This is a genomic window from methanotrophic endosymbiont of Bathymodiolus puteoserpentis (Logatchev) (genome assembly GCF_900128525.1).
GTDB lineage: Bacteria > Pseudomonadota > Gammaproteobacteria > Methylococcales > Methylomonadaceae > Methyloprofundus.
In genome coordinates, this window is the sequence record NZ_FQTQ01000017.1 from 13103 (window position 1) to 34553 (window position 21451).

The 21451-nt window shown below is 39.2% G+C and carries 28 protein-coding genes and 2 tRNA genes; 7 read left to right on the forward strand and 23 right to left on the reverse strand.

Annotated elements, in window-relative coordinates; all coding sequences use genetic code 11:
- Window positions 1–2 precede the first annotated feature (2 nt).
- Window positions 3–1178, reverse strand: coding sequence for an efflux RND transporter periplasmic adaptor subunit (locus tag BQ7314_RS01155; protein WP_174481876.1), 1176 nt, complete (start codon window positions 1176–1178; stop codon window positions 3–5).
- Window positions 1179–1407: 229 nt separating this feature from the next.
- On the opposite strand from BQ7314_RS01155, the gene BQ7314_RS01160 reads away from it, so the two are divergent.
- From BQ7314_RS01160 to BQ7314_RS01170, 3 genes are all read left to right on the forward strand, one after another.
- On the forward strand, window positions 1408–1956 hold the full coding sequence (locus BQ7314_RS01160; protein WP_174481877.1) for a DUF4136 domain-containing protein: 549 nt from the start codon (window positions 1408–1410) through the stop codon (window positions 1954–1956).
- Between the two features lie 146 nt (window positions 1957–2102).
- Window positions 2103–3137, forward strand: a complete 1035-nt coding sequence (locus BQ7314_RS01165; protein ID WP_174481878.1) for an AI-2E family transporter — start codon at window positions 2103–2105, stop codon at window positions 3135–3137.
- 64 nt (window positions 3138–3201) lie between these two features.
- On the forward strand, window positions 3202–3408 hold the full coding sequence (locus BQ7314_RS01170; RefSeq protein WP_174481879.1) for a hypothetical protein: 207 nt from the start codon (window positions 3202–3204) through the stop codon (window positions 3406–3408).
- A 202-nt stretch (window positions 3409–3610) separates the two neighbouring features.
- Here BQ7314_RS01170 and BQ7314_RS01175 read toward each other — a convergent pair whose 3' ends face one another.
- The 8 genes from BQ7314_RS01175 to BQ7314_RS01210 all read right to left on the reverse strand — a co-directional run bounded on the left by BQ7314_RS01175 (window position 3611) and on the right by BQ7314_RS01210 (window position 7852).
- Complete coding sequence (locus BQ7314_RS01175; protein WP_174481880.1) at window positions 3611–4000, reverse strand: hypothetical protein; 390 nt, start codon at window positions 3998–4000, stop codon at window positions 3611–3613.
- 97 nt (window positions 4001–4097) lie between these two features.
- A complete protein-coding gene (locus tag BQ7314_RS01180; protein ID WP_174481881.1) occupies window positions 4098–4538 on the reverse strand; it encodes a ferritin-like domain-containing protein in 441 nt (146 codons plus the stop codon).
- A gap of 37 nt (window positions 4539–4575) precedes the next feature.
- On the reverse strand, window positions 4576–4947 hold the full coding sequence (locus BQ7314_RS01185) for a thiol-disulfide oxidoreductase DCC family protein (RefSeq protein ID WP_174481882.1): 372 nt from the start codon (window positions 4945–4947) through the stop codon (window positions 4576–4578).
- A gap of 107 nt (window positions 4948–5054) precedes the next feature.
- Entirely contained in the window at window positions 5055–5810 is a 756-nt protein-coding gene (locus BQ7314_RS01190; RefSeq protein ID WP_245394870.1) for a RibD family protein, read from the reverse strand.
- 148 nt (window positions 5811–5958) lie between these two features.
- On the reverse strand, window positions 5959–6336 hold the full coding sequence (locus BQ7314_RS01195) for a VOC family protein (RefSeq protein ID WP_174481883.1): 378 nt from the start codon (window positions 6334–6336) through the stop codon (window positions 5959–5961).
- 50 nt (window positions 6337–6386) lie between these two features.
- Complete coding sequence (locus tag BQ7314_RS01200; protein ID WP_174481884.1) at window positions 6387–6719, reverse strand: 4a-hydroxytetrahydrobiopterin dehydratase; 333 nt, start codon at window positions 6717–6719, stop codon at window positions 6387–6389.
- A gap of 48 nt (window positions 6720–6767) precedes the next feature.
- Entirely contained in the window at window positions 6768–6974 is a 207-nt protein-coding gene (locus BQ7314_RS01205) for a DUF6494 family protein (RefSeq protein WP_174481885.1), read from the reverse strand.
- 707 nt (window positions 6975–7681) lie between these two features.
- Entirely contained in the window at window positions 7682–7852 is a 171-nt protein-coding gene (locus BQ7314_RS01210) for a rubredoxin (protein WP_174481886.1), read from the reverse strand.
- A 435-nt stretch (window positions 7853–8287) separates the two neighbouring features.
- On the opposite strand from BQ7314_RS01210, the gene BQ7314_RS01215 reads away from it, so the two are divergent.
- Window positions 8288–8641 (forward strand): hypothetical protein, encoded by a 354-nt coding sequence (locus BQ7314_RS01215; RefSeq protein WP_174481887.1) that lies wholly within the window; start codon window positions 8288–8290, stop codon window positions 8639–8641.
- 191 nt (window positions 8642–8832) lie between these two features.
- Here the strand turns inward: BQ7314_RS01215 and BQ7314_RS01220 are convergent, their stop codons facing one another.
- From BQ7314_RS01220 to BQ7314_RS01230, 3 genes are all read right to left on the reverse strand, one after another.
- A complete protein-coding gene (locus BQ7314_RS01220) occupies window positions 8833–10005 on the reverse strand; it encodes a fatty acid desaturase family protein (protein ID WP_174481888.1) in 1173 nt (390 codons plus the stop codon).
- Between the two features lie 10 nt (window positions 10006–10015).
- A complete protein-coding gene (locus BQ7314_RS01225; RefSeq protein WP_174481889.1) occupies window positions 10016–10987 on the reverse strand; it encodes a 2-hydroxyacid dehydrogenase in 972 nt (323 codons plus the stop codon).
- Window positions 10988–11139: 152 nt separating this feature from the next.
- A complete protein-coding gene (locus tag BQ7314_RS01230; protein ID WP_174481890.1) occupies window positions 11140–12309 on the reverse strand; it encodes an aminotransferase class V-fold PLP-dependent enzyme in 1170 nt (389 codons plus the stop codon).
- Window positions 12310–12587: 278 nt separating this feature from the next.
- Here BQ7314_RS01230 and BQ7314_RS01235 point away from each other — a divergent pair, with 278 nt between their 5' ends.
- The 3 genes from BQ7314_RS01235 to BQ7314_RS01245 all read left to right on the forward strand — a co-directional run bounded on the left by BQ7314_RS01235 (window position 12588) and on the right by BQ7314_RS01245 (window position 13217).
- Complete coding sequence (locus tag BQ7314_RS01235; protein ID WP_174481891.1) at window positions 12588–12932, forward strand: EF-hand domain-containing protein; 345 nt, start codon at window positions 12588–12590, stop codon at window positions 12930–12932.
- 124 nt (window positions 12933–13056) lie between these two features.
- Window positions 13057–13132: transfer RNA gene (locus tag BQ7314_RS01240), tRNA-Val, on the forward strand.
- A gap of 8 nt (window positions 13133–13140) precedes the next feature.
- A tRNA-Asp gene (locus BQ7314_RS01245) sits at window positions 13141–13217 on the forward strand.
- Between the two features lie 100 nt (window positions 13218–13317).
- On the opposite strand, the gene nirJ is transcribed toward BQ7314_RS01245, so the two are convergent.
- From nirJ to BQ7314_RS01300, 11 genes are all read right to left on the reverse strand, one after another.
- Entirely contained in the window at window positions 13318–14451 is a 1134-nt protein-coding gene (gene nirJ, locus BQ7314_RS01250; RefSeq protein WP_174481892.1) for a heme d1 biosynthesis radical SAM protein NirJ, read from the reverse strand.
- Window positions 14438–14923 carry a siroheme decarboxylase subunit beta gene (gene ahbB, locus BQ7314_RS01255; protein ID WP_174481893.1) on the reverse strand — a complete coding sequence of 162 codons (486 nt, stop codon included), beginning with the start codon at window positions 14921–14923 and terminating at the stop codon, window positions 14438–14440. The genes nirJ and ahbB (BQ7314_RS01255) overlap by 14 nt, the downstream gene beginning before the upstream one ends.
- Window positions 14923–15366, reverse strand: coding sequence for an Lrp/AsnC family transcriptional regulator (locus BQ7314_RS01260; protein ID WP_174481894.1), 444 nt, complete (start codon window positions 15364–15366; stop codon window positions 14923–14925). The genes ahbB (BQ7314_RS01255) and BQ7314_RS01260 overlap by 1 nt, the downstream gene beginning before the upstream one ends.
- 28 nt (window positions 15367–15394) lie before the next feature.
- On the reverse strand, window positions 15395–15904 hold the full coding sequence (ahbB, locus tag BQ7314_RS01265; RefSeq protein ID WP_174481895.1) for a siroheme decarboxylase subunit beta: 510 nt from the start codon (window positions 15902–15904) through the stop codon (window positions 15395–15397).
- Complete coding sequence (locus tag BQ7314_RS01270; protein WP_174481896.1) at window positions 15901–16383, reverse strand: Lrp/AsnC family transcriptional regulator; 483 nt, start codon at window positions 16381–16383, stop codon at window positions 15901–15903. The genes ahbB (BQ7314_RS01265) and BQ7314_RS01270 overlap by 4 nt, the downstream gene beginning before the upstream one ends.
- A 24-nt stretch (window positions 16384–16407) precedes the next feature.
- Window positions 16408–16710 carry a hypothetical protein gene (locus tag BQ7314_RS01275; protein WP_174481897.1) on the reverse strand — a complete coding sequence of 101 codons (303 nt, stop codon included), beginning with the start codon at window positions 16708–16710 and terminating at the stop codon, window positions 16408–16410.
- Between the two features lie 179 nt (window positions 16711–16889).
- The gene (locus BQ7314_RS01280; RefSeq protein WP_174481898.1) at window positions 16890–18083 is read right to left on the reverse strand and encodes a cytochrome D1 domain-containing protein; all 1194 of its coding nucleotides are present in this window, start codon (window positions 18081–18083) and stop codon (window positions 16890–16892) included.
- A gap of 4 nt (window positions 18084–18087) precedes the next feature.
- Window positions 18088–18417: a c-type cytochrome gene (locus tag BQ7314_RS01285; RefSeq protein WP_174481899.1), complete on the reverse strand. Its 330-nt coding sequence runs from the start codon at window positions 18415–18417 to the stop codon at window positions 18088–18090.
- A 1-nt stretch (window position 18418) separates the two neighbouring features.
- Window positions 18419–19165 carry a carbonic anhydrase gene (locus BQ7314_RS01290; RefSeq protein WP_174481900.1) on the reverse strand — a complete coding sequence of 249 codons (747 nt, stop codon included), beginning with the start codon at window positions 19163–19165 and terminating at the stop codon, window positions 18419–18421.
- A 180-nt stretch (window positions 19166–19345) separates the two neighbouring features.
- Window positions 19346–19657, reverse strand: coding sequence for a c-type cytochrome (locus BQ7314_RS01295; protein WP_174481901.1), 312 nt, complete (start codon window positions 19655–19657; stop codon window positions 19346–19348).
- A 5-nt stretch (window positions 19658–19662) separates the two neighbouring features.
- On the reverse strand, window positions 19663–21234 hold the full coding sequence (locus BQ7314_RS01300) for a nitrite reductase (RefSeq protein ID WP_174481902.1): 1572 nt from the start codon (window positions 21232–21234) through the stop codon (window positions 19663–19665).
- Window positions 21235–21451: the final 217 nt, after the last annotated feature.

The following is a 21451-nucleotide window of genomic DNA, read 5'->3' on the forward strand; positions in this document are numbered from 1 at the left end:
GTTTACCCTGCAGTGGCTGAAGCGGTTTGAGGATTTACGACACTGCCTGGCCTGGCTTTTTGCAAGCCATTAATGATGACTTTATCGTCTGCTTTAATGCCTTTGCTAATAACCGTCATACCATTAAGGCGTTGTCCTAGAGTGACTAGGCGTTTTTCAACTTTATTTTCCTGATTAACGACTAAAAGATAGTGTCCACTTTGATCAGAGCCTATGGCGCGTTCGTTAATCAATAAAGCGTTGGGCATTTTTCCCACAGGTAAGCGTAAGCGGCTAAATAGACCAGGAATTAAGCGTTCTGGCTGTTCAGAATTAGTAAATACGCCGCGTAATTCGATGGTGCCGGTACTTGTATTTAGCTCAGATTCAACAAAGTCTAATTCGCCTTCATGTGGATAGCCTTCTTCATCCGCCAAACCTAAAAAGAGAGGAATATTTAAGTTTTGATAAAGTTCTTTTTCTTGGTTATGCCCCAGTTGCTGAGCTTTTTCACCGCTCAATTTCATTAAGCGTAATAAATCACGTTCATTTAAATGAAAATAAGCATACATCGGTTGGTATTGCGTTACAGTTGTTAATAAAGTGGCCTCTCCTTCGCCTACTAAATTGCCAATATCAACAGCATTACGGCTTATACGACCCGATATAGGTGCGGTAACTCGCGTGTAACTCAGCTGAATTTTTGCGCTTTGCACGGCGGCTGATTTTAAGCCTATTGTTGCTTGTGCTACATCACGTTCTGTTTTGAGTTGTAGATATTCTGTTTTAGAAATAAAGCTTTTCTTAATTAATTCATCGGCACGGTTCAATTCAGCTTGAGCGCGCTTGAGTTGTGCTTTAGCACTGACTAATTCAGCTTGCGCAGCCGCTAATTTAGCTTGATAAAGCTCTGGCTCAATAATAAATAATAAGTCACCTTGCTTAACATTAAGGCCGGGTTCAAAGTGCATACTTTTTAATATGCCTGAGGCTTGTGCTCTTACTTCTGCAACGCCAACTGATTGCGTCGTACCAGTAAACTCTATGTATTCGGTGACGCTTTGCTGCACAGGTTGACTAACAGTGACTTCCGGTGGTGGAGGTGCGATATATTCATTTTTTTGATCGCAGGCAGTGAGCCACAGGAAACACAAAATAAGGATAAATTGAACTGATCGATGGTTATGTAATAAAGACATAGATTAAGCCGAAGAGTTAAAAGGGTTGTGCTTGATTGTTCATATTTAAACACGTAATTATATTAAATGTTAGTGCTGGATGATTATGGTTATATGCATCTTAAGGTGGATTTTCTACCAAAATAGCGATTTTATCTGCTTAGCTAGCCATCATTGGAATTATAGGCTAGTATGATTAAGCTATTCTTGTAGGGTGGCTTCTTTCTCAAACTTACACTCAATAAAAATTATGAAAAAATTACAGTCTTTAAGTATTCTTGTGCTGGCTATTTTTATTTCAGCTTGTGCACCTTCGTTAACAAAAGATATAGAGGTTGATGCGGCATCAGACCCTAAAGTAAATTTAAAAGCTTATACAACTTATGCGTGGAATGGGGCGGTGATATTATTCAATGACCCAGAAGGGCAATGGGCAACACCTAAACTTGATGTTTCTAGTGAGATTAAATTTCAGATTGATAAGCAATTACGTGCTAAAGGTTTAACGGAGGTTGCTGATCAAAATGCTGAGATTGCAATGAGCTTCTTTGCTGGGGTAGATATGGATGCACAGAGCTTAAAATTTGACCCAGCAACTGACGTTGCAATTCCTGAAAATGCTCCTAAATCGGCGTTAATTGTTGTCGCTTCAGATGTAAAAACTGGATATGTTATTTGGGTTGGCATAGCGACAGCAGATATTAAAGTCGGGGCTACAGTTGCAGAATCTAAAGCGCGTATCGCTTATGCGGTTAATAAAATGTTTAATCCTAAATTTTATGATTCTTGGTTTAAATAATGGTTGCTTAACCAGACTTTATATTAGTTTCAGTCATAATTAAAAATAGTTTACGTTAGTTGGCTTGATGATAACGTAGCCCCATCATTTCTCTGCTAAGGCAAGCAGAAATGATGGGGTATAGCTAATCTATAAGGGGTCTACCTATGTCTTCTAAGTGCCTTCCTATCCTTATTTCACTCGCGGCAATTTGTATTATTATTGCTAGTATGAAAGCAGCCGCACCTATTTTAAACCCCTTATTCCTATCAATTTTTATCGCTATTATTTGTTTGCCATCTTTGGCGTGGTTAAATAATAAAGGGGTCTCTTCTTTATTAGCGGTATTTTTGGTGGTTGGTACCTTGTTTGTGGTCGTGGGAGCATTAGGTATTTATGTTGTCAGTTCAGTCGATGTTTTTTCCAAACAACTCCCTGTTTATCAGAAAAACCTTAATCAACAAGCGGCCGTTTTAATTAATTGGTTATCTAAGCATGGTTTAGAGAATATATTTGATATTAATATATTGAATGAATTAGGTTCCAGTAAAATTATGAAATTTATAGGGGGGCTTATCACGAGCTTAGGTGCAGTATTTGCAGATATGTTTATGATCCAGTTGACGGCTATCTTTATTTTATTTGAAAGTTATGTCTTACCGAAAAAAATTCATGCCGCTTTTGGAGAGTCTAGTCTAAGTTATGATTCTCACGAAATTATACGTAGTATAAATCAGTATCTTGCGATAAAGGCCTTTACAAGCTTAGTGACTGGGTTGTTTATTGCTGTGTGGTTATCCATTATCGGTGTTGATTTTCCGGTATTATGGGGTGTTATTGCCTTTATGCTAAATTTTGTACCAACGATTGGTTCTATTATTGCCGCTGTGCCAACTGTATTATTAAGTTTGGTACAGTTGGGTGTGGATAGCAGCTTATTTGTTTTGTTAGGGTATTTTTTGGTTAATATGCTAGTGGGAAATGTTTGGGAGCCGAGAATTATGGGGAAAGGGCTAGGTTTATCAACGCTAGTGGTATTTTTGTCCTTAACCTTTTGGGGGTGGGTTTTTGGTAGTGTTGGTATGCTGCTATCAGTGCCTTTTACAATGATTGCTAAGATTATTTTAGAAAAAAACCCTGAAACGCATTGGATTGCTATTCTGCTGGGCTCAGAGGCTGATTTGTCGCAAGCGGAAGGTTGAAAGCTTGTCACATATTTTTAATATAAATAGTAGATACTGTGAGTTTTAACTGAGAGAATACCTGATGCAACAAATAGAGATTTGTCATTATTGGCGAGAAATGGAGCTAGGTGATATCGATCATTTAGCAGCTGATACTATATTAAGCCCTGAGATTGTTAAATTTTTAAGTACTAATGTAATGTTGCCGGAGGTTCGGCTAGAGCAAATTAAAGAGCCGAGACTAGTCAGTAAAGAATTGGATGATTATGAGTTAGCGATGATCGCTTAAATCCGGAATGAAGTTGTATTGTGTTACTCATTCCTACTTAAAGACTATAGGAATGAGTATTTGTTAAAAGCGTTAGGATGTGATTTTTAATAAAACTCGAAACGATAATGGCGAAGTATTGAAAAGTAAATAGCTTGCTTTTCCAGTATTTCAGAATCACAAGTTATATAGCCTATACTCAAGAAAGAGTGTTCCTAAATGCTTATTTTCTTTTTAAAAGATAGTAAAGATATTTACAATGTAAAATCATATCATCACCTTCTAACTTGACAACTTTACATGTTTCATACTTTTCTCTTCCTGGCTGAATTTGCTTTTTAATCGCGCCATTTTCAATGCTATATTTAACTTGCACCGTTGCTTGAGCGTCTAATCTTGGGTCAAAGGCTGTGGAAGATAAGATTCCATTATCATTAAAGTTCCACTTGTTTTGTACTTTTTTTCTCTTTTTATGTAGGGCTGCCGTTTCTGCATAAATTTCCCAATTACCAAGGATTTGAGAATTATCTTCTAGTGGTATGGTCTTTTCTGCGTGTACAGAAGCAGTAAACAATAGCGCCGCTAGAGGCAGTAGTTTTATCATATATGTCATTTTTCAAACTCCTGTGAGTAGAGTGCGTAGTGCGAATTTTGAATTATAGCATGAGGAGGTTTTTTTGTGGACATGTAAAGAAGTTTATCAAGAGTTACTAGCTTGGCTTTTTTAGCATTTTACGCACTTCACCCAAATGCATTTCTTCCAGCGAAATCATACGCCGAGCATATTCTTCCAGCATGACATCCTTGCCATCGACCAAAGCCAATAAATTATGGTATTCAGCCAAAGCTAATGCCTCGTGCTCTAGTGACTCTTTCATAATATCACCAATATCGTGGCGATGAGTTTCTAGTAGTGGTCCTATGCCCAATGAAGGGTGACCCTCTAAATGCGTGATCAGCTCACCGGCTTGAGTAGCGTGATCGAGAGATTCGGTTGCTTGACCGCGCATCCAAGAAATAATTGGAATACGGTTATAGCCAAAAACCATGAGTGAGTAGTGCGTGTAACGCACGACACCCGATAATTCCGTTTCCAGAATTTTATTGAGTACCTTAATCACTTCGTCATTATTTATAGCAGTATTAGTCATAATAATCTCCTAAATAAAAATAATTAAAATTTACTTCCTATAGCCGCCCGCTTTGATAAAGCCGACGATTTACCCGCCAATGATAAATTTTTGCAATCATCGGCCTTATCAAGGGTAGTCCAATTAACCAAGCAATAGCTTGCAATACAGGGACTTTAGCCATTAACAAAATATAGGCATCTATCTCAGAAAGAATCGTCTCATTCTCATCTTTAACATGCAATTCCGTTAACGCTTTAATGGGATCAATACCCAACTCCGATAACTTTTTTTCCTGACCGGTAATATCTACCCAGCACACATTATCCGCAGCTTTGCCTGCAAGCTTTTCATAAGTTTGCCTATCTTTGATACATTTTGGACAGGCCCCATCATAATAAACACTAATTTTACCTTTACTTTGCGTCAAAATATTACCTCCAGACTAACTTATCTCCTGTCTAATAAATATAATGGATAACCAGGTAAGCTTTATTTAGTTATTTCCCAGCTGATAAATTGTTTATACCTAGTGAGTTAATGTAAATCGAAATTCATAAAAAACTGACCCGAACCGGTTGGGGAGCCTTGTTCATAATAGAGTGATTTGAGCTTCATGTTACCTTCATCAGCAAGCCTAGGACCCGTTAATAAAGTACGAAAATCTAGCCCTCCAATTAATTGATGGGTCATGGTTAAATATAAACGAGAAAGCTGTTTTTCTCTAATCATGGTATCTAGCATTCTGGGGCCAGCGATAAGATAAATGCTTTTGTATTTTAATTTTTTCAGTTGTTGAATTAATGCCGCTCCTTGAACCATTTTCTCTTCACCTGCTCTCAGGATTTTAAAATTTTTATCCTGCCAGTAGCGTATTCTCTCAGCATCGGCATTTTCCCCAGTAGCAATAAAACAATCCTGTTGATGCGTGTGCAGACTGGGATGTATCGGAAAATCTAGATTTGCACTGGCAATGATGACTGCCGGTTGGGGTTTTAATCCGTGATTGCGTCGCCACTCTATAAGCTCGTTACTTTTAACTTGTAATATATTACCCAATCTTTTTTCGCTGAGAGCACGCATATATCCGCCATGCGTAATAAGACAGTCAGCCTGGGCATGCAATTCCATAAACAACTTGAAGTCTGAAACTGTTGTTATATGTTTGGGGATATAGGAGGGAATATTTTGTGCTCTATCTTCTAGTGCTATGCGGCCATCCAGACTGGACAGGAAATTAGCGTAGATAAAAGGATCGGTAGCGCTACCCAAAGTATCTACTCGGTGAGCCAAGTATAAGCCATTCAGCTGGTGTTGTTGACCACAAAGAGGGTACAGATTAAGAAGTTGTTTTTAACCCCTATAATATCGATACATAAGCAGTGAACTATTCAGCTGGCAGAGGTCATGTGCCTAGACTGGTCCATGGTTATAAAGCTAATTATTCAATCACGTAATCTGTTGTTATTATTTCTAGTAGATGCCCGTTGGGGTCTTTAAAATAAATGCCACGACCACCATAATTATTATTTATTTTTCCATCATCATTTGAACGGGGGGCACTGCCAAAACTAATATTATCTGCTTGCACACGCTCAAATATTTCATCAAATTGTTGATCGTTAACTTTGAAAGCATAATGATTTTTAGAAAATTTTTCTTGTGTATCGAAATCCAACGTTAAGCTTGAATTCACCTTAACTACCGCGAAATGCCCCCACTCTTTAATGAATTCAAAACCAAATATTTTTTCATAAAATTTGGCAGACTCAACATTATTTTTGGCAGCAACAATTGTATGATTTAATGTGATTTCCATCATTTTTTCCTTTTTAACAAGCTACTACACAAATACACTCATTCTTAAACTTATAACTGGTCAGTTTTAGCGGCCATAATAAAATCATTAACGTGTAGGCCTTTTATTTTATGCGACCACCAATAAACGGTGACTTTTCCCCATTCCGTCAAAATAGAGGGATGATGATTTTCATTTTCAGCAAGAACAGCAACTTTTTGTGTAAATGCCACAGCATCTATAAAATTGTTAAAGGTAAAAGCCCGTTTTAAGCGTTTGATTCCATCTTTCTCAATAATTATCCAGTTCGGTAATTGCTGCTTAAATTCATTAATTTCATCCTCTGTCGCTAGTGGTGCACCTACTTTACAAGCAACGCAAGTTTTATTGGTCAGTTGATTCATCTAACCCCCTATCTATTTGAAAAGTAATCCATTTATTGCGTAAATAAATTATTCCACTGAAATTTTTCCTTGAACACAATGACTAAGCCCTATAGAAGGCGCTTCCAAAGTCATTTTTATATCGAAGGTATTAGTATCATTTAATCTGCCTGATTCGACAGCCTTTATAACAGCATGTTCAATTTCACGCTGAGATGTAACCCCCACTTGTTTTAGAAATTTTCTGATTTCCATATTAAACTTATCTTCATTCATGGTGACCTCCAAAAGATCTTTAATAAAAATTGTCGCAACGAAATTATTAAATGTTAGTTGCTCGAATACCACTTGATTGTTTAAATCGGCACTCCTAATTTATACACCGATTTCTCAAAATATCATAAAAATAACAAACCCGATAAGCGGTTCTATTGAAAATATCCATAAACCTGAGTACGCTCACTCTAAAGGAAAAGCTATATGGCTAAAACCATACACAGATAACTGTCCCTTTCTGATCATATATGCAATTTCAATTCCAGCAACAAATACGCCTTATTGATAGAGTGAGAGTTACATTTATCCTCCACCCTTATGTAGGAATATTTTACATTCCAGGAGAATCACCTGCCTTTTTAGAATGTCCAGATTCCTCATTGGCTGCCTTATAAGCCGGTGCTCATGATTTTCTACTTGGGGTTTGAACTGCAACGGTACAAAAAGTACCGCTATCTTCTAGATTAAGTTTGTTTCATTGGTTCAATGATTTTAATTTACTTTTTAAATAAGAGTCATTAATACAAACGGATAAAAGGGAACGAACCCATTTCTACTACTGGCAAGCAATACAGCCTTGCAACTGTAAGTGATAATCAAATGGTATATTCTCAAATAACAGCTTAGGTGATCTAGCGGTGCAATCCCACTCGTTAATAGGTTTTGGGGGAACTTGACCGTTTTTTTCGTAGATGTATCTTAATTTATCAGTATACTAATCTGAAAGCTTTTTTAGTTGCACCACACTCAGGACAAACCCAATCTTCAGGGATATCTTCCCAGAGTGTGCCTGGCTCAATGTTACTATCTGGATCTCCTTTAGCTTCATCATAAATATGAGTACAAACCTCACACCTATATTTTTTGAATTCAGTCATAACTCTTACTCCTATTTCGCTCAATAATGATAACCAGATGTTCTTGGCTACTATCAATTTTATTATGCGCTTATGCTTATTAAAGGTAAAGATACTAGCAATTCTCAATTTAGGGACATAAATATAAATCAATTAGTTACAGTGATTTTATGTTCCGATCATGAATGATTTTTCAGCACTCAGAGCTTTTTCTATGAAAAAAGGCACTTTTTTCAATTTTAACTCCAGTTTGTGTAATTTTTATTGAAATTACTTAATAATTTAAAATTTCAGAAATGTGTATTTAAACTATGTCCAAGCATAAGTCATTGAATTTATTTAAATTGAGGATTTCTGGGAGTTTATAATTGATTGCTTATGTTTTGTGTTTCATTCTGTCTACTGCAGTGATAAAATAATTCACTTAACAATAATAATGAAAGAGAAGGGGAAGTCATGAAACTAAAACTATTTGGTTTATTAGCGCTATTATTTGTTTTTTCTAGCTCATCTTATGCGCTCAGCGTAGATAAGTGGGAATATGAGTCTGTAACGGGTGATTTAAAACCTACGGCGGGTTGTAAAGATAGGGCAAAGGCTGAGAAAAAAGCCTCTACAGGGTATCGATATAATAAATATACGACTGAACTATGTAATGCTAAAGGCTATGGCTGGGGTAAAGATAAAGTGCTTGAGCCTGGCGAGTTAGTCTGTGAAGCTTGTGAAGGAGAGTATGACGGTATGGAAAAATATCGCTGCTATATGAAGGATGTCACTGTGCAATGCAGAATGGTTAAGCGTGGCTGGTAAAGGCTAGATATACATTGAGCAAGGAAGTTGTTCCTTGCTCAATGAGCATTATTTTAGTACAGCAGTCCCTAAATTAGCCATTAAAGATATGAGCTATAATAATTTAGAAAACAATTTATTATAGTTATTTTTATCGAAAAGTTTAAGCGGGGTGTTGTACTAAGGGCTGAATATTTTATCCTCAGTCCCTCCTAAGCTGCTTCCGCAATAATGACTGACTCGTCTAGTGATTCTATGGTATTGCCTTTTTTAGGCTTCAACATAGATGTTCGCCCAACCATAATATCTAAAGCTTTTCCTAAACGCTTAAATACGGAATCTTGGCGGTAAGGTATACCGTGTTTTTTGCAGACCTCTACCACTTTCGGTTGTGCAAACTGGTATTGATTTAAAGGAATGTCCGGCCATAAATGATGTTCAACTTGGTAGTTCAGCCAGCCATAGAAGAAATCATTAAAATCAGAACCGGTAGGGTAATTCACTGATCCTAAAATCTGACGTAAGTAAAATTCTCCACGCCCTTTGCCTTTTTCCTCAAACATCATTACATCATCCCCTGCATGGTTAGGTACGATAACTAAGAATGTATGCATATTGGTGAATAATTCAGCCAAAATCGATGTTAATAAAACGCTCGTTGCGGCAAATGTACTTATTGGTAAAAATAGTGCAGGCAATAAGACAAAACGAAAAGTAGCATAAGGTAGCATGCTTTCAAACCATAAAGCGCGCCCCTGTTTGCTGAATAGGCTCCACGCTTTAATGCGACTCATGTCCGGTGTAGGTTCGCCATTTTGGCGGGCATGACTGATACGTAGCTCTTTGTGTGTTCTAGGTGTGTAATACAGAATTTTCCATACTGTCGTAAATAAGCCCACTATTAAGAAGCGCAAAGCCATAGGTATTTTTGATTCTCTTAACCATTCTAAGTTGTATTGTAAATGGTCTGGGTCTAATCTTTCGCCTAAATTATAGTGGTGTAAAATATCATGCTCTTGATGCCAGCCAGCAGGGGTAATCCAGTCGGGCCAATCAATAAAACGACGCCAGCCTACAGCAAACTTCTTGCTAGTATAGTGCTCAGGTATGCCCTCTACTTTATCGTAGCCTTTGTGCACAATCGGATGGGTCATTTGTGTCCAGCGGGTAAAACTACCTTGACTGATAAGTAGGGCCGAAATAGGGTTTGGAAAAATCCATGCGGTAGCATAACCCAGTAATGAACATGCTCTACCCCAGCGTTCCATTTTCTTTAAATGTTTGAAATCATCCTCGCCCATACGGGCTAAAACCTCTGTGTGGATAGCATTAAGATCTTTTGCAAGCTCCTTTCTATCTACATTTTGATAACTGTTTAAACTCATTGTGTCTCCGTTAAATAACTTGATCGGGTAAAGGCTTACCGGCAAAAAATGCATCTAAATTGGCTAAAGCTTTTTCGCCCATGGCAGTTCTAGTTGATAATGTGGCGCTCCCTAAATGGGGCAGTAGTGAGACATTATCTAGTGTTAATAATTCATCTGGTACTGTAGGCTCGCCTTCGTATACATCTAGGCCTGCACCGGAAATTTGTTGTTTTTTTAAAGCAGCAATAAGTGCTTGAGTATCAACCACATCGCCACGCGCGGTATTAATTAAGTGGGCTTCAACTTTCATTAGTTTAAGTGTGTCGCTATTAATTAAATGTTTAGTTTCTGCGTTTCCTGGGCAATGCAGTGATACGAAATCTGACTTTTGTAGTAGTTCTTCTAGGTTGGTGCAGCGGGTAGCTTGTAAGTCATCGACTACATATTCGCTTGCAGGGCTAGGGTTGAAATAAATAATATTCATATCAAAGCCATGATGGGCTTTTCTAGCCATTGCTTGAGCGATACGACCAAAGCCAATTAAGCCTAAAGTTGCGCCTGTTACATTACTGCTTAGCATATGTGTAGGGCACCAACCTTGCCATTGTTTGCTCCTCACTAAACGATCGCCTTCAGCTCCGCGTCGAGCGGACATCAGTAATAAAGTCATGGCTATATCGGCAGTGCTGTGGGTCAATACACCAGGTGTATTAGTAATAACTAAACCCTGTTGTTTAGCTGCAGTTACATCGATATGGTTATAACCGACCCCAAAATTAGCCAGAATCTTACAGCGCTTATTGGCGATATTAATAACTTCAGCGGGAAAAGAGTCGCAGACAGTTGGGCAAACGGCATCGTATTGTTGTAGTGCGGATTTAAACTCCCCAGCACTTAGTGGTCGATCGTCCTCATTTAAGGTAACTTGATAGCGCTCTTTTAATTTAGCCTCGACAGATTCAGGCCATTTGCGTGTAATAAAAACTTTAGGTTTGTTCATGGCGTAGAGTAGGGCGGACTTTATTTAGTCCGCTAATGTTAGGGGGTAAGCGGGCTAAAGTCCGCCCTACGTATCTGTTTGTGTTCCACGTAAAAAAGGCATCCCTATTAAAACTAACAGGGATGCCTTGGTATTATTGAAATCGCATTAATTTATGCTGTAGCCGTTGAACGATAATATTCAATTGCCGCAGCAACACCGCTACCAGGGACAATATCAAAGCCACAGTCAAGCATGGCCATTTCTACACCAGCAATTGCACCCAGCATAGATACGTCATTCATATCGCCAATATGACCAATACGAAATACTTTGCCCATGACTTCAGTTAAGCCAGCACCTAAAGAAATGTCATATTTATTAAATGCTGTTGCAATAACATCACGCGCATCTTTATCTTCAGGAACAACAATAGCAGACACTGTATCTGACTCAAAACCAGGGTGTGCACAGAGTTTCAAGCCCCAAGCAGCAATAGCTCTACGTGTTCCTTCTGCTAAGCGGTGATGACGAGCGTATACATTTTCCATGCCTTCTTCTAGTAATAGGTCTAGTGCTGCACGTAAGCCGTGTAGCATGGGCGTAGAAGGTGTATAAGGTGTATAACCTAAGGCATTTTGTGCCATTTGATCCTTAAGGTCTAAAAAGCAGCGTGGGAAAGTTGCCGTTTCTGTTAAAGCTAAAGCTTTTGGGCTGAAAGCAACGATTGCTAGCCCAGCAGGTAGCATAAAGCCTTTTTGCGAACCACTAATTGCGCCATCAATACCCCACTCATCCATACGGAAGTCGAGGCTGGCGATAGAGCTTACACCATCAACAAATAATAGAGCAGGGTGCTTTGCTGCATTCATTGCTTTACGTACACCGCCAATATCACTTGTAACGCCGGTTGCAGTTTCATTGTGTGTTGCTAGAACCGCTTTAATTTCGTGTCCAGTATCTTCTTTTAGGCGGGCTTCCAGCGCATCTAAAGGAATACCTTTACCCCATTCAACTTCATGCATTTCAACATCTAAACCTAGACGCTGAGCCATATTCATCCATAAATGACTGAATTGACCGAAACGATAGATAAGCACTTTATCGCCCGGATTTAAAGTATTTGTTAGAGCGATTTCCCATCCCGCTGTACCAGTGGCAGGGAAAACAAACGCTTGCCCTGTTTCTGTTTTAAATACCTTTTTTAAATCTTCTAAAATAGGCTTAAGCAATAGTGGAAATGTAGGTGCACGGTGATCTTCCATAGGAAGGTGCATAGCACTTAATACTTCGTGTGGAGAGTTTGTAGGACCTGGGATATATAGATGATTACGACCAGCCATTGAAATGCCTCTTAAAAGGTTAAAATTATTGGAAAAATTGTTCAATGATGACATATAAATGATAGTTCATCAAGCATTGAAAAAAGGTTGTCCTGGGTATTCAATATATTTATCCTTCTGAAAGGCGTATATCGTATGGCATGTTAAATAGCCTTGTGCTTGATTGATCATTTTATGGTAACTCGCCTTTGAGAGGTTGCTTATGTGGTAAGTGAAACTTTCGCCTATTGGGTTAGCGTGCTATTATTTAACTTTAGAATACAACAGAGGAAAACGTTATGAGAAAAATTTTATTAGGTGTTTTGCCTGCTTTTTTAGCTTTAGCGGTTTTTGATGCAAATGCAAGGTATATACCTTATGTAGCGCCTACAGATGTCGTTACACAAAGTGGTGGTTATGATCAGAATGGTGATAACTATATTACTGCTGATGAAGTTGAAGAAGAGTTACGTGAAGATGCAATTGATAAAGCTATCGCAATGCAGAAAAAAGGTATGTCTCAAAAAGCGATTGATAAAGTGGTTAAAGATATGGAGCGTACTGTTGAACAAGATGCAGAAAAAATCATTGATATCTTGGATACAGATGGTGATGAATTAGTTGAGCCTGAAGAACTAAAGTAATTTTATAAGTAAAGTGTTCACTTTATAATTATTAAATTTCAGGATTTACTGGTCATTAGAATAACTTTTTTCAGGAATGTGTGGCGTAAGAGTGAAAAGTACTTTATAATTCCGCTTCTCGTTGGGGTGCTTAGCTCAGCTGGGAGAGCATCGCCCTTACAAGGCGAGGGTCGGGGGTTCGAACCCCTCAGCACCCACCACAAGACTTGGAGCGGTAGTTCAGTTGGTTAGAATGCTGGCCTGTCACGCCGGAGGTCGCGGGTTCGAATCCCGTCCGCTCCGCCATATTAAAAACCTCGAAGCTTTTAGCTTCGAGGTTTTTTTTACTTAAAATGTGGCTCCAGTAGGATTCATTAAGAAAATTAAATTTATAAGGCACTAAGTTTTATATTTCCCCCTCCGTTAAATAACATCCCGGGTCTTCAGCCCAAGCGTCGCCATAAACTTGTTGTGCGCGCACCCGGGTATTACCATTACAAATCGCTTGATAGTGGCATGTTGCGCAACGACCTTTTAACGGGCGGGGAGATTGTTTCATGCCTGCCATAAGCGGATCAGAAATATCTTGCCAGATTTCTGAAAAAGGGCGTTGTTGTACGTTGCCTAAATCATAATGCCACCAAAATGTATCGGGGTGGACATTGCCTAGGTTATCAATATTAGCGACATTAACCCCAGAAGCATTGCCGCCCCATTGTTTGAGTTTGGCTTGAATAGGCTTGGCTTGTGCAGGGAAATGACGTTTTACCCAATGCAAAAAATACACGGCATCGGCATCATTATTGCCGGTGACGATTTCTCTATGCAGTCCTTTTTGTTCCCATTCCAGACATTTTTCAAACAGCGTATCCATCACTTCGCGGGTCATGGTAAAAAAGGCATCGGTTTTACGATTTTTATTGCCACGGCCGCCATAATTCAAGTGAGATAGGTAAAACTTGTCTAGATTTTCATCATCCATTAATTGCAACATCGCAGGAAAGTCCTGCACGTTGTCTTGGGTTAATGTATAACGAATGCCTGCTTTAATACCCTGTTTTTGACATAAATGAATACCACGAATCGAGGCATCAAATGAGCCTTTTTGCTGACGAAATTCATCGTGAGTTGCACCGATACCATCTAAACTAACCCCCACATATTGGTAATTAATCGCGGCTATTTGTTGAATATTTTGTTCAGTAATTAATGTGCCATTACTGGATAGAGCGACATAAAATCCCATATCGCGTGCGCGTTGAGAAATAGTGAAAATATCGGGGTGTAATAAAGGCTCACCACCAGATAAAATCAATACGGGGACTTTAAAGGCTTTTAAGTCATCCATGACTTTGAAAATAGCCTTAGTGCTTAGCTCGCCTGGAAAATCAATATTCGCAGATGTGGTGTAGCAATGTTTACAGGTCAGATTGCAGCGGCGGATTAAATTCCAGATGACAACGGGTGCGACTGGCTTGCGTGTAGGTTTAAGTGGCGTAGGGTGTAGTACTTCACGCATAAACTGACTAAGACGGAACATTATTTTTAATCCTTAAGCCGGTTTTTTTCAAGATTCGTGTACTGTATAGCACCTCATGTGCGCGACAATATTCGCCAAGTAAGTCGGCTATTTGTTGAATTTGTCGTTCTGCTGCTTCTGCTGTTTTACCATGAATCATGGCAAATAAATTATATGGCCAATCAGGTAAATGACGAGGCCGGTGGTAGCAATGACTGACAAAACCTAAAGCGCCTACTTTTTTTCCTAGCTCATCAATATGGGCATCGTTAATATCCCATACGGTCATACCATTATGTTGATAGCCTAATTTGTAATGATTAGGAATGGCTCCAATACGGCGAATAATGCCTTGTTCTTGCATGTCTGTTAGGCGCTGCATTAATTCATTGACGCTAATATCAATTTGTTCAGCAAGCGTTTGGTACGGTTCGGGGGTTAATGGTAATCCGGCTTGGCTGGCGCTGATGATTTTTCGGTCGATATGATCCATTAGGCTTCCAGTTTTAAGCCAACAAAGTATTCTTGTATTTTGGGCATGTTATAGACCGTTAATCCGGTTTGAGCTTCAATTTGGTTAATCACTTGCTGGATTTGTTCGGGTGTTTCAGTGGCGAGAACAAACCACATATTTAATACGTGTTCGCGTGCGTAATTATGTGCTACTTCTGGAAAGCTGTTAATGATTTCAGCCATCGTGTCATAGTTATCTTGAGGAGCTTTAATGGCCGCCAAAGTAAGAGCGCCCCCCATCTGTTCCGCATGAAACATTGGGCCAAAGCGGGATAATATGCCATTATCTAATAATGTTTGTAAGCGCTCAATTAATGCCTGTTCACTGATATTTAAAGTCTTGGCCACTTTTTTATAAGGTGAGGGGCAAATAGGAAAGCCTACTTGTAAGGTATTAATAATTGCGCGGTCTATTTCGTCCATTATTGCTTTTATGAGGTTAGGAGCGACTTTAGTCGCGATTTTCGTGGCTAAAGCCACTCCCACGAGGGAAATAAAGCGCACCGCGTTGTTTAAAACAACGACGGCTAAATAAAATATCATGCGCATAATTTTCTAGTGCGCAGTGTTCGATTAAATAACTTAACTGCTGCAATACTTTCTCGCGGCTTTTGCCATGAATCATACAAAATAAGTTATATGGCCATTGATCACCGTGACGTGGGCGTTGATAGCATAAATTAATAAAATGAAATTGGCTTATCCGCTGTCCCATTTCATTGATGTGGGTGTCTGGCATATCAAAAACTACCATCGCATTAGAGCAATAGCCTAGACGACGATGTTTGACAATTACGCCGAGTCGTTTAATTAAACCTTGCTGTTTGAGCTTGCTAAGGCGGGCAATGACTTCGGATTCATCTAAATTGAGTTGTTCAGCAATAAGTGCATAAGGGCGTGAAGCAATCGGTAGGCCTTCTTGCACCGCAGCAATTAAGTCTAAGTCTATTGCTTCTATCATGCGTTAATGGGAAAGTTTTCTTCTTGAGGCTCTAAATTAAGTTGAAAACCTAAATTAATAAAATAATCTTTTAGTAAGGGCAATTGCATGGTTTTAAAGTTTGTTTGTTTTTCTATTTGTTTAATAACATGCGTTAAATGTTGTTGATCATGAGCAATAAGAACAAACCAAAGATTGAAGTGGTGTTCGCGTTCATAATTGTGGTTTACTTCGGGAAATTGACTAATTACCTCCGCAACTTCACTTATGTGTTTTTCAGGAATAGCCATAGCAACTAGTGTACTAATGCCGAGTTGGTTCGGCTGGATAATCGGCCCAATACGACTAATAAAATCCTGCTCTGATAAAGCAGAAAATGCCACCAGTACTTCTTCTTCAGTGATGCCTAAGGAATTGGCAATATCCAAATAAGGCGTAGGCGATAGTGGGAAATCCTGCTGATAATCATTGAGTAGTTGCTTGTGTAATATAGTTAGCATGAAGAAATACAGAATAGGTTCTTTTTAAGAATCTGAATTGGCAGTTTTTTTAGTATTCGTATCATACAAGCTACTAGGTACATATTTATGTAAGATGCTACTGACTAATGTCTGATAGGGCATGCCTTCCTTTAGGGCTCTTCTTTGCAATGCCGCAAGGTCTCGGTCTAAAATTTCAATTTTAACCTGTTGGCTTTTTTGTAAAGTATGAGCAGCTGACTGCTGTAAAAACTTCAAGCGCTCAGGTGTAAGCTGAGATTCGAATTTGCCTGACTCAAAAGTCTCTAAAATATCCTGTTCTTCTGAGTTGAGTTGTATGTTATTCATTGCTTACTCCCTAGATATTACTTGGTTGCTTTTCTGCTGGGTATTATCATCAATTAAGCCACCACTGCGCAGAAAGAAAACGATATCCTCAAATGAAACTCCTCTTTCTTCAATGAGCTTTTTGTTTTTCTCTGGATTTCAATTTAATGGTTTCAGCTTTTGTGATTGTAGCATATAGCTTACAACCCCATCTTATGTGCTCGTGAGCTAAAAAAGATACCACTAGGCTTATTGGCAGGCAAGCGGCTTATTTCTTTAAAGCTACTAGTGTCATAAATAATCACTTGATTATCGTCGCGTGCAGAAATCCAAACGTTTTTACCGCGAGGAGTAAACTCCATATGTAAAACTGCCTTTCCCGGCGTTAAAGATTTTACTATTTGTAGTTCCTTAGCATCAATCACTTGTACTTGCGCATTATCAGGGAAAGCAAAATTTACCCAGATTTGCCTACCATCGGGGCGTGCCATTACAAACACGGGCTGACCAATAACCGGAATGCGTTTAACTAACTGCCAAGTATTTTGATCGACAACTAAAACTTCATGCTGGCCAACGGCAGGTATAAACATTAAGTTGCCCGCCATTGCCCAGCCTTCTAAATGCGGCATTTTATAGACGGGCATTTTTTCATCATTTTTACCGTAATCGGGCAAAATCCGTTTTACACCTTGTTCGGGAGACCATAAGTCTAATAAAGCTAAACCACGATCACCAAATAAACCGGCAATATAATAGCGGCCATCAGGCGAGAGCAGAGCATCATAAGGTTGTTTGCCGATATTTTTGAACTTTTCAATTTTTACTTGTGTGGGGTTTTTAAGGTTAGCAACCCAGATTTCACCGGCATCAAATAAGCTAAAAATAAACTTCTGATCTGGTGCATCAACGAGACCAACGACTTTGGATAATTGATTATCACCATATAAAGCAGGAATATCCGCGATTAATTCCAATGTGTCTGAGGAAAAAATTTTTACCCCGCCTGGCGTGTAGTTAGATACTGCAATCAGCTCGCCATCTTGCGAAATGGCTCCGCCGATACTATTACCCGCTTGAATAATGCGTTGCGTAATTTTGTTTTGTAATAAGTCTATTTTAGTTAGTCCACCATCACGACCAAAGATAAAGGCATAACGTGCATCGCGAGAATAAACGATTGATGCATGAGATAAATCTCCTAGCTCTGTAATTCTGCTGAGACTCTTATTGGTGCTGGTATTGATGAGTTGTATTGCCGCAGGCTCACGTTCAATAATGACGCCTAAATCGCCTGTACCACGTAATTCAGTGCAGCCAATTTGGCTAAAAATAAGGCTAAGTAGCAGAGGAACTTTGCTAAAAGGCGAGCAAGAGAAAGAGTGTTTAATCATAGTGTTATCTTAGTAAAGTCTGAATAAACCAGCGAGTTTCTTGTTCGGTGATAAAAGGTTTCCATGGCGGCATCGCTGTACCTTGGCGGCCATTTTGTATGGTTTCTAGTAAATAATCATCTGGTTTATTGACTAAATCTTGAGCTAATAATGACGGGCCGAGCCCACCTTTTAACGTTAACCCATGGCAAGAGCCGCAATCATGTTTCAGCATATTGCGTAATTCTTCTTGTCGATTCTGTGACGGGTCAAGCGCAAAAGCAGAGCTTGTACTGAGCAAGCTTAAACTGAATAATAATTGAGCGTGTCGGTTGCATGGCCAAAATAGAGACATTTTATTCCAATATTTTGCGTGCATTAATTGCTTGTAGTGGGCGATTATTGGGCGTATCAATAATATGACCAAAATGTTGAATTTGTCCTGCTGCGGCAGTTTGCGGTTGTTTTAAAACTACCCATAAAACATTTTCAGTGCACGGTGGTGTTGTTAATGAGCCATTATACCGGTAATAACTTAGCTTGTTCGGTAAAAGGCTTTTTGCTGATATGGGCGGTAATTTATTATTTGTTACCCCTGATTTTTCTGGCATTAATGCCCAAATGTCTTTGATTGCCGGATTTTCCATGCCTTTTGAAAACATAATTGACAGTACAGCTAAATTACCTAATTTATCAATATGTGTTAACTGTGCTTCTAAAGGGTATGATTTACCATTGATCTGATTTTCACTTGGTGAGTGAAATTGCAACTGGGTTAATTCATATTTATGGTCATTAATAGATAGCAGGCTACCGCGCTGAAAGTTAACTTGAATCGTATGACCATTATTTACAATATCACTAGCATTGGCGTTATAGCGCAAGGTTAGCGGTGCTAGTTTGGCTTTAACAAAATTACTAAGATTAATTGGTGACTGTTGAGTGCCTGTAGCACAGGTAGCATAATCAGGACTTAACACGCCCCAGTTTTCAGGTGCTTGCGGTCCAGAGTATGCCCAAGGTGTAGCTTGTTCGGTTTGATTGATTAGTGCGCATCCTGAACTGAGTAAGCTGAATGCTAAGAGCGTTAATTTTATTTTCATAGGGGGTGTTTCTCGTGCCTGAAATTCTATTTACGAATGCACAGTGAGAAGTTATGCTTCGTGAGTGCTGGGTTGGTATTTATCACAGGAGGAGCCAGTAAATAAGCTATAGCGAAATTTAAGTCTTGTATCTTTAAATAGGGTAGGCAAAAAATCTGCCCACCCTACCTACGTCTTATATTAAGGCTTTAAACGGCTATAATAAGATGCAATATTATTAATATCTCGGTCAGATAAAGAGCCCGCGATATTATTCATAATCTCGGATACACGAGTCTTATTTCGGTATTGCTTTAAGGCATTTTCCATATATTCTTCATCACGCCCGGCTAATGGCGGGAAAGGCGCTTCTGCGCTGGTTTTGCGTATGCCATGGCACTGTGAACAAACCGCTGCGGCTTTAGATTTTCCAGCATAAATACTGGCCGCTTGGCTCGTCGCATTAATGCTAAAAACTAGTAGCGTTGCGAGTAAATAAGTAAGTAGTTTCATTGGTCTTACTCCATTTCATCAGGTGATAATCCACGGGTCATATATTTCACACGGCCACGCGAGAAGATACCGGCGGGGCTTTCCATTTGTATAGATCCTGTTTTTTTCAATGAAGTTGAATCGTAAACCACCACTTCATCACCGGCATAACCCGCGCTGACATATAAGGATTTACCATCTGCACTATACTCAGGGAAGTAGGCATGACCACCGACATCAAGCGTTTTAACCACTTCTAAGGTTTTCTTGTCGATTAATTGAATAGTGCGTGCGCGTCTATCTTTAGTAATAATATCCACGGCGACATAAGGTGCATTAGCATGTGCAGCGGGCGATTCTGTCCCACCAGAAACAGGGACTTGTTTAACCAGTTTCATGGTATCTAAATCCCAAACGCTGACAACAGTTTTATCGCAAGTACCGAAGTTAGTACCAAAACCTAAAGTACGACCATCAACCTTAACCGCTGCACCTCCACCCACATGAGGTACACAGCCTGCTGGTAGCTTTTTAATAATTTCGCGTTTTTCTAAATCAATCGCAATGACGGTACTATCATCATACGAGGCAACCATTAATTTCTTGCCTTTATGGGTTAAGAAGGCATCGTGTAAATGACGACCCACATTTTTAATTTTGGTAACTGGAAAGCCTTCTTGCAAATCAACCACCCAAACTTGGCCAGCATTTTCTAAGGCAATAGCGAAAATATCCGCATATGGCGTACCAATGATCATACCTGAGTCAGAGCTCACCATTTTGCCGTCAGGGTCAATGCCTTCTAGTTCAAATTGCTTTAAAGGCTCTAAAGTATCTGCATCTAAAATAACGGCATTATGCGGTACGAAAGAACCCGCCATTAGGTATTTGCCATCGCGGGAGATACCGATACCAGGGCCATTCCAACCCGTTTTAATGCTGCGTACTGCTTGCATGGTATATAAATCAACTTTATAAATTTCAGCGGTATCGGTTTTGACATAAGCCCAACGTTCATTAGCTGGGCTAAATTCGATAATATGTGCAGCGGTAACAGTGGGTATTACTCCAATTTGTTGGTGTGTTTTACTGTTAATAAAGACGGCTTCTGAACCATTACCGCGACCGTATTTACCACGAGCAGCAACACCGATAATATCGTCCATGCTATCGATTTTAAAGGTTGGTTTATTCGGTAGTTTTGACTCGTCTTTCACATAAACTTTTAAAGAGGCTTGCATATCTTTAATAGTGAAAGCAGGGTTGGCTAATTTTGGCGTGCTTTGTAAATGCTTCACCATATCGCGAATATCCTTATCAGATAAACGTCCAAAGAATGGAGGCATTAAGGTTTCAAAGCTACCGGTCATAATTAAAGTACGTAAAGCCGTTGGGCTACGACCTTTTAGGGTTTCGGAATTCAATGCTGGGGCTAAATAACCACCATGATCTGCACCATGACAACTGGCACAGTTATCTTGATAAAGTTTATGCATTTTATGCTTAGTATCGGTTTCAGCGAACGTGTTTGCGCTAAAGAGTAGGCTGATGCTCGCGGCCAAAATGGATTTTTTAAGTGTTGTTATTTTTAGTTCCATGTGAATTCCTATTGCCTGGCGATATGATGTGGATTCGATGTTTTTAGATTAAACCATGAAAAGCAATATAACGCATCTTTGTAATAACTAGTAATTTCTAATAAGTAAACCCCCAGCTTTGCTGGGGGACTCATAAAGTTTGACAATTACGGGAATCATCGTGAGTCTCCCTATCTGTGAACCGCCGAAAGTTCAAAAGATAAGGAAACAAACGATG

What these genes read in the sequence shown, in the direction of transcription:
- BQ7314_RS01160 (WP_174481877.1), top strand. Translation starts at nt 1,408, where the DNA reads ATGAAAAAATTACAGTCTTTAAGTATTCTTGTGCTGGCTATTTTTATT.
- BQ7314_RS01290 (WP_174481900.1), bottom strand. Translation starts at nt 19,165, where the DNA reads ATGAAAATAAAATTAACGCTCTTAGCATTCAGCTTACTCAGTTCAGGA.
- nirJ (WP_174481892.1), bottom strand. Translation starts at nt 14,451, where the DNA reads ATGTTCCGTCTTAGTCAGTTTATGCGTGAAGTACTACACCCTACGCCA.
- BQ7314_RS01210 (WP_174481886.1), bottom strand. Translation starts at nt 7,852, where the DNA reads ATGACTGAATTCAAAAAATATAGGTGTGAGGTTTGTACTCATATTTAT.
- BQ7314_RS01280 (WP_174481898.1), bottom strand. Translation starts at nt 18,083, where the DNA reads ATGATTAAACACTCTTTCTCTTGCTCGCCTTTTAGCAAAGTTCCTCTG.
- BQ7314_RS01165 (WP_174481878.1), top strand. Translation starts at nt 2,103, where the DNA reads ATGTCTTCTAAGTGCCTTCCTATCCTTATTTCACTCGCGGCAATTTGT.
- ahbB (WP_174481895.1), bottom strand. Translation starts at nt 15,904, where the DNA reads ATGATAGAAGCAATAGACTTAGACTTAATTGCTGCGGTGCAAGAAGGC.
- BQ7314_RS01225 (WP_174481889.1), bottom strand. Translation starts at nt 10,987, where the DNA reads ATGAACAAACCTAAAGTTTTTATTACACGCAAATGGCCTGAATCTGTC.
- BQ7314_RS01215 (WP_174481887.1), top strand. Translation starts at nt 8,288, where the DNA reads ATGAAACTAAAACTATTTGGTTTATTAGCGCTATTATTTGTTTTTTCT.
- BQ7314_RS01235 (WP_174481891.1), top strand. Translation starts at nt 12,588, where the DNA reads ATGAGAAAAATTTTATTAGGTGTTTTGCCTGCTTTTTTAGCTTTAGCG.
- BQ7314_RS01285 (WP_174481899.1), bottom strand. Translation starts at nt 18,417, where the DNA reads ATGTCTCTATTTTGGCCATGCAACCGACACGCTCAATTATTATTCAGT.
- BQ7314_RS01260 (WP_174481894.1), bottom strand. Translation starts at nt 15,366, where the DNA reads ATGGACGAAATAGACCGCGCAATTATTAATACCTTACAAGTAGGCTTT.
- BQ7314_RS01300 (WP_174481902.1), bottom strand. Translation starts at nt 21,234, where the DNA reads ATGGAACTAAAAATAACAACACTTAAAAAATCCATTTTGGCCGCGAGC.
- BQ7314_RS01230 (WP_174481890.1), bottom strand. Translation starts at nt 12,309, where the DNA reads ATGGCTGGTCGTAATCATCTATATATCCCAGGTCCTACAAACTCTCCA.
- ahbB (WP_174481893.1), bottom strand. Translation starts at nt 14,923, where the DNA reads ATGGATCATATCGACCGAAAAATCATCAGCGCCAGCCAAGCCGGATTA.
- BQ7314_RS01270 (WP_174481896.1), bottom strand. Translation starts at nt 16,383, where the DNA reads ATGCTAACTATATTACACAAGCAACTACTCAATGATTATCAGCAGGAT.
- BQ7314_RS01295 (WP_174481901.1), bottom strand. Translation starts at nt 19,657, where the DNA reads ATGAAACTACTTACTTATTTACTCGCAACGCTACTAGTTTTTAGCATT.
- BQ7314_RS01195 (WP_174481883.1), bottom strand. Translation starts at nt 6,336, where the DNA reads ATGGAAATCACATTAAATCATACAATTGTTGCTGCCAAAAATAATGTT.
- BQ7314_RS01155 (WP_174481876.1), bottom strand. Translation starts at nt 1,178, where the DNA reads ATGTCTTTATTACATAACCATCGATCAGTTCAATTTATCCTTATTTTG.
- BQ7314_RS01205 (WP_174481885.1), bottom strand. Translation starts at nt 6,974, where the DNA reads ATGAATGAAGATAAGTTTAATATGGAAATCAGAAAATTTCTAAAACAA.
- BQ7314_RS01200 (WP_174481884.1), bottom strand. Translation starts at nt 6,719, where the DNA reads ATGAATCAACTGACCAATAAAACTTGCGTTGCTTGTAAAGTAGGTGCA.
- BQ7314_RS01275 (WP_174481897.1), bottom strand. Translation starts at nt 16,710, where the DNA reads ATGAATAACATACAACTCAACTCAGAAGAACAGGATATTTTAGAGACT.
- BQ7314_RS01175 (WP_174481880.1), bottom strand. Translation starts at nt 4,000, where the DNA reads ATGACATATATGATAAAACTACTGCCTCTAGCGGCGCTATTGTTTACT.
- BQ7314_RS01170 (WP_174481879.1), top strand. Translation starts at nt 3,202, where the DNA reads ATGCAACAAATAGAGATTTGTCATTATTGGCGAGAAATGGAGCTAGGT.
- BQ7314_RS01180 (WP_174481881.1), bottom strand. Translation starts at nt 4,538, where the DNA reads ATGACTAATACTGCTATAAATAATGACGAAGTGATTAAGGTACTCAAT.
- BQ7314_RS01220 (WP_174481888.1), bottom strand. Translation starts at nt 10,005, where the DNA reads ATGAGTTTAAACAGTTATCAAAATGTAGATAGAAAGGAGCTTGCAAAA.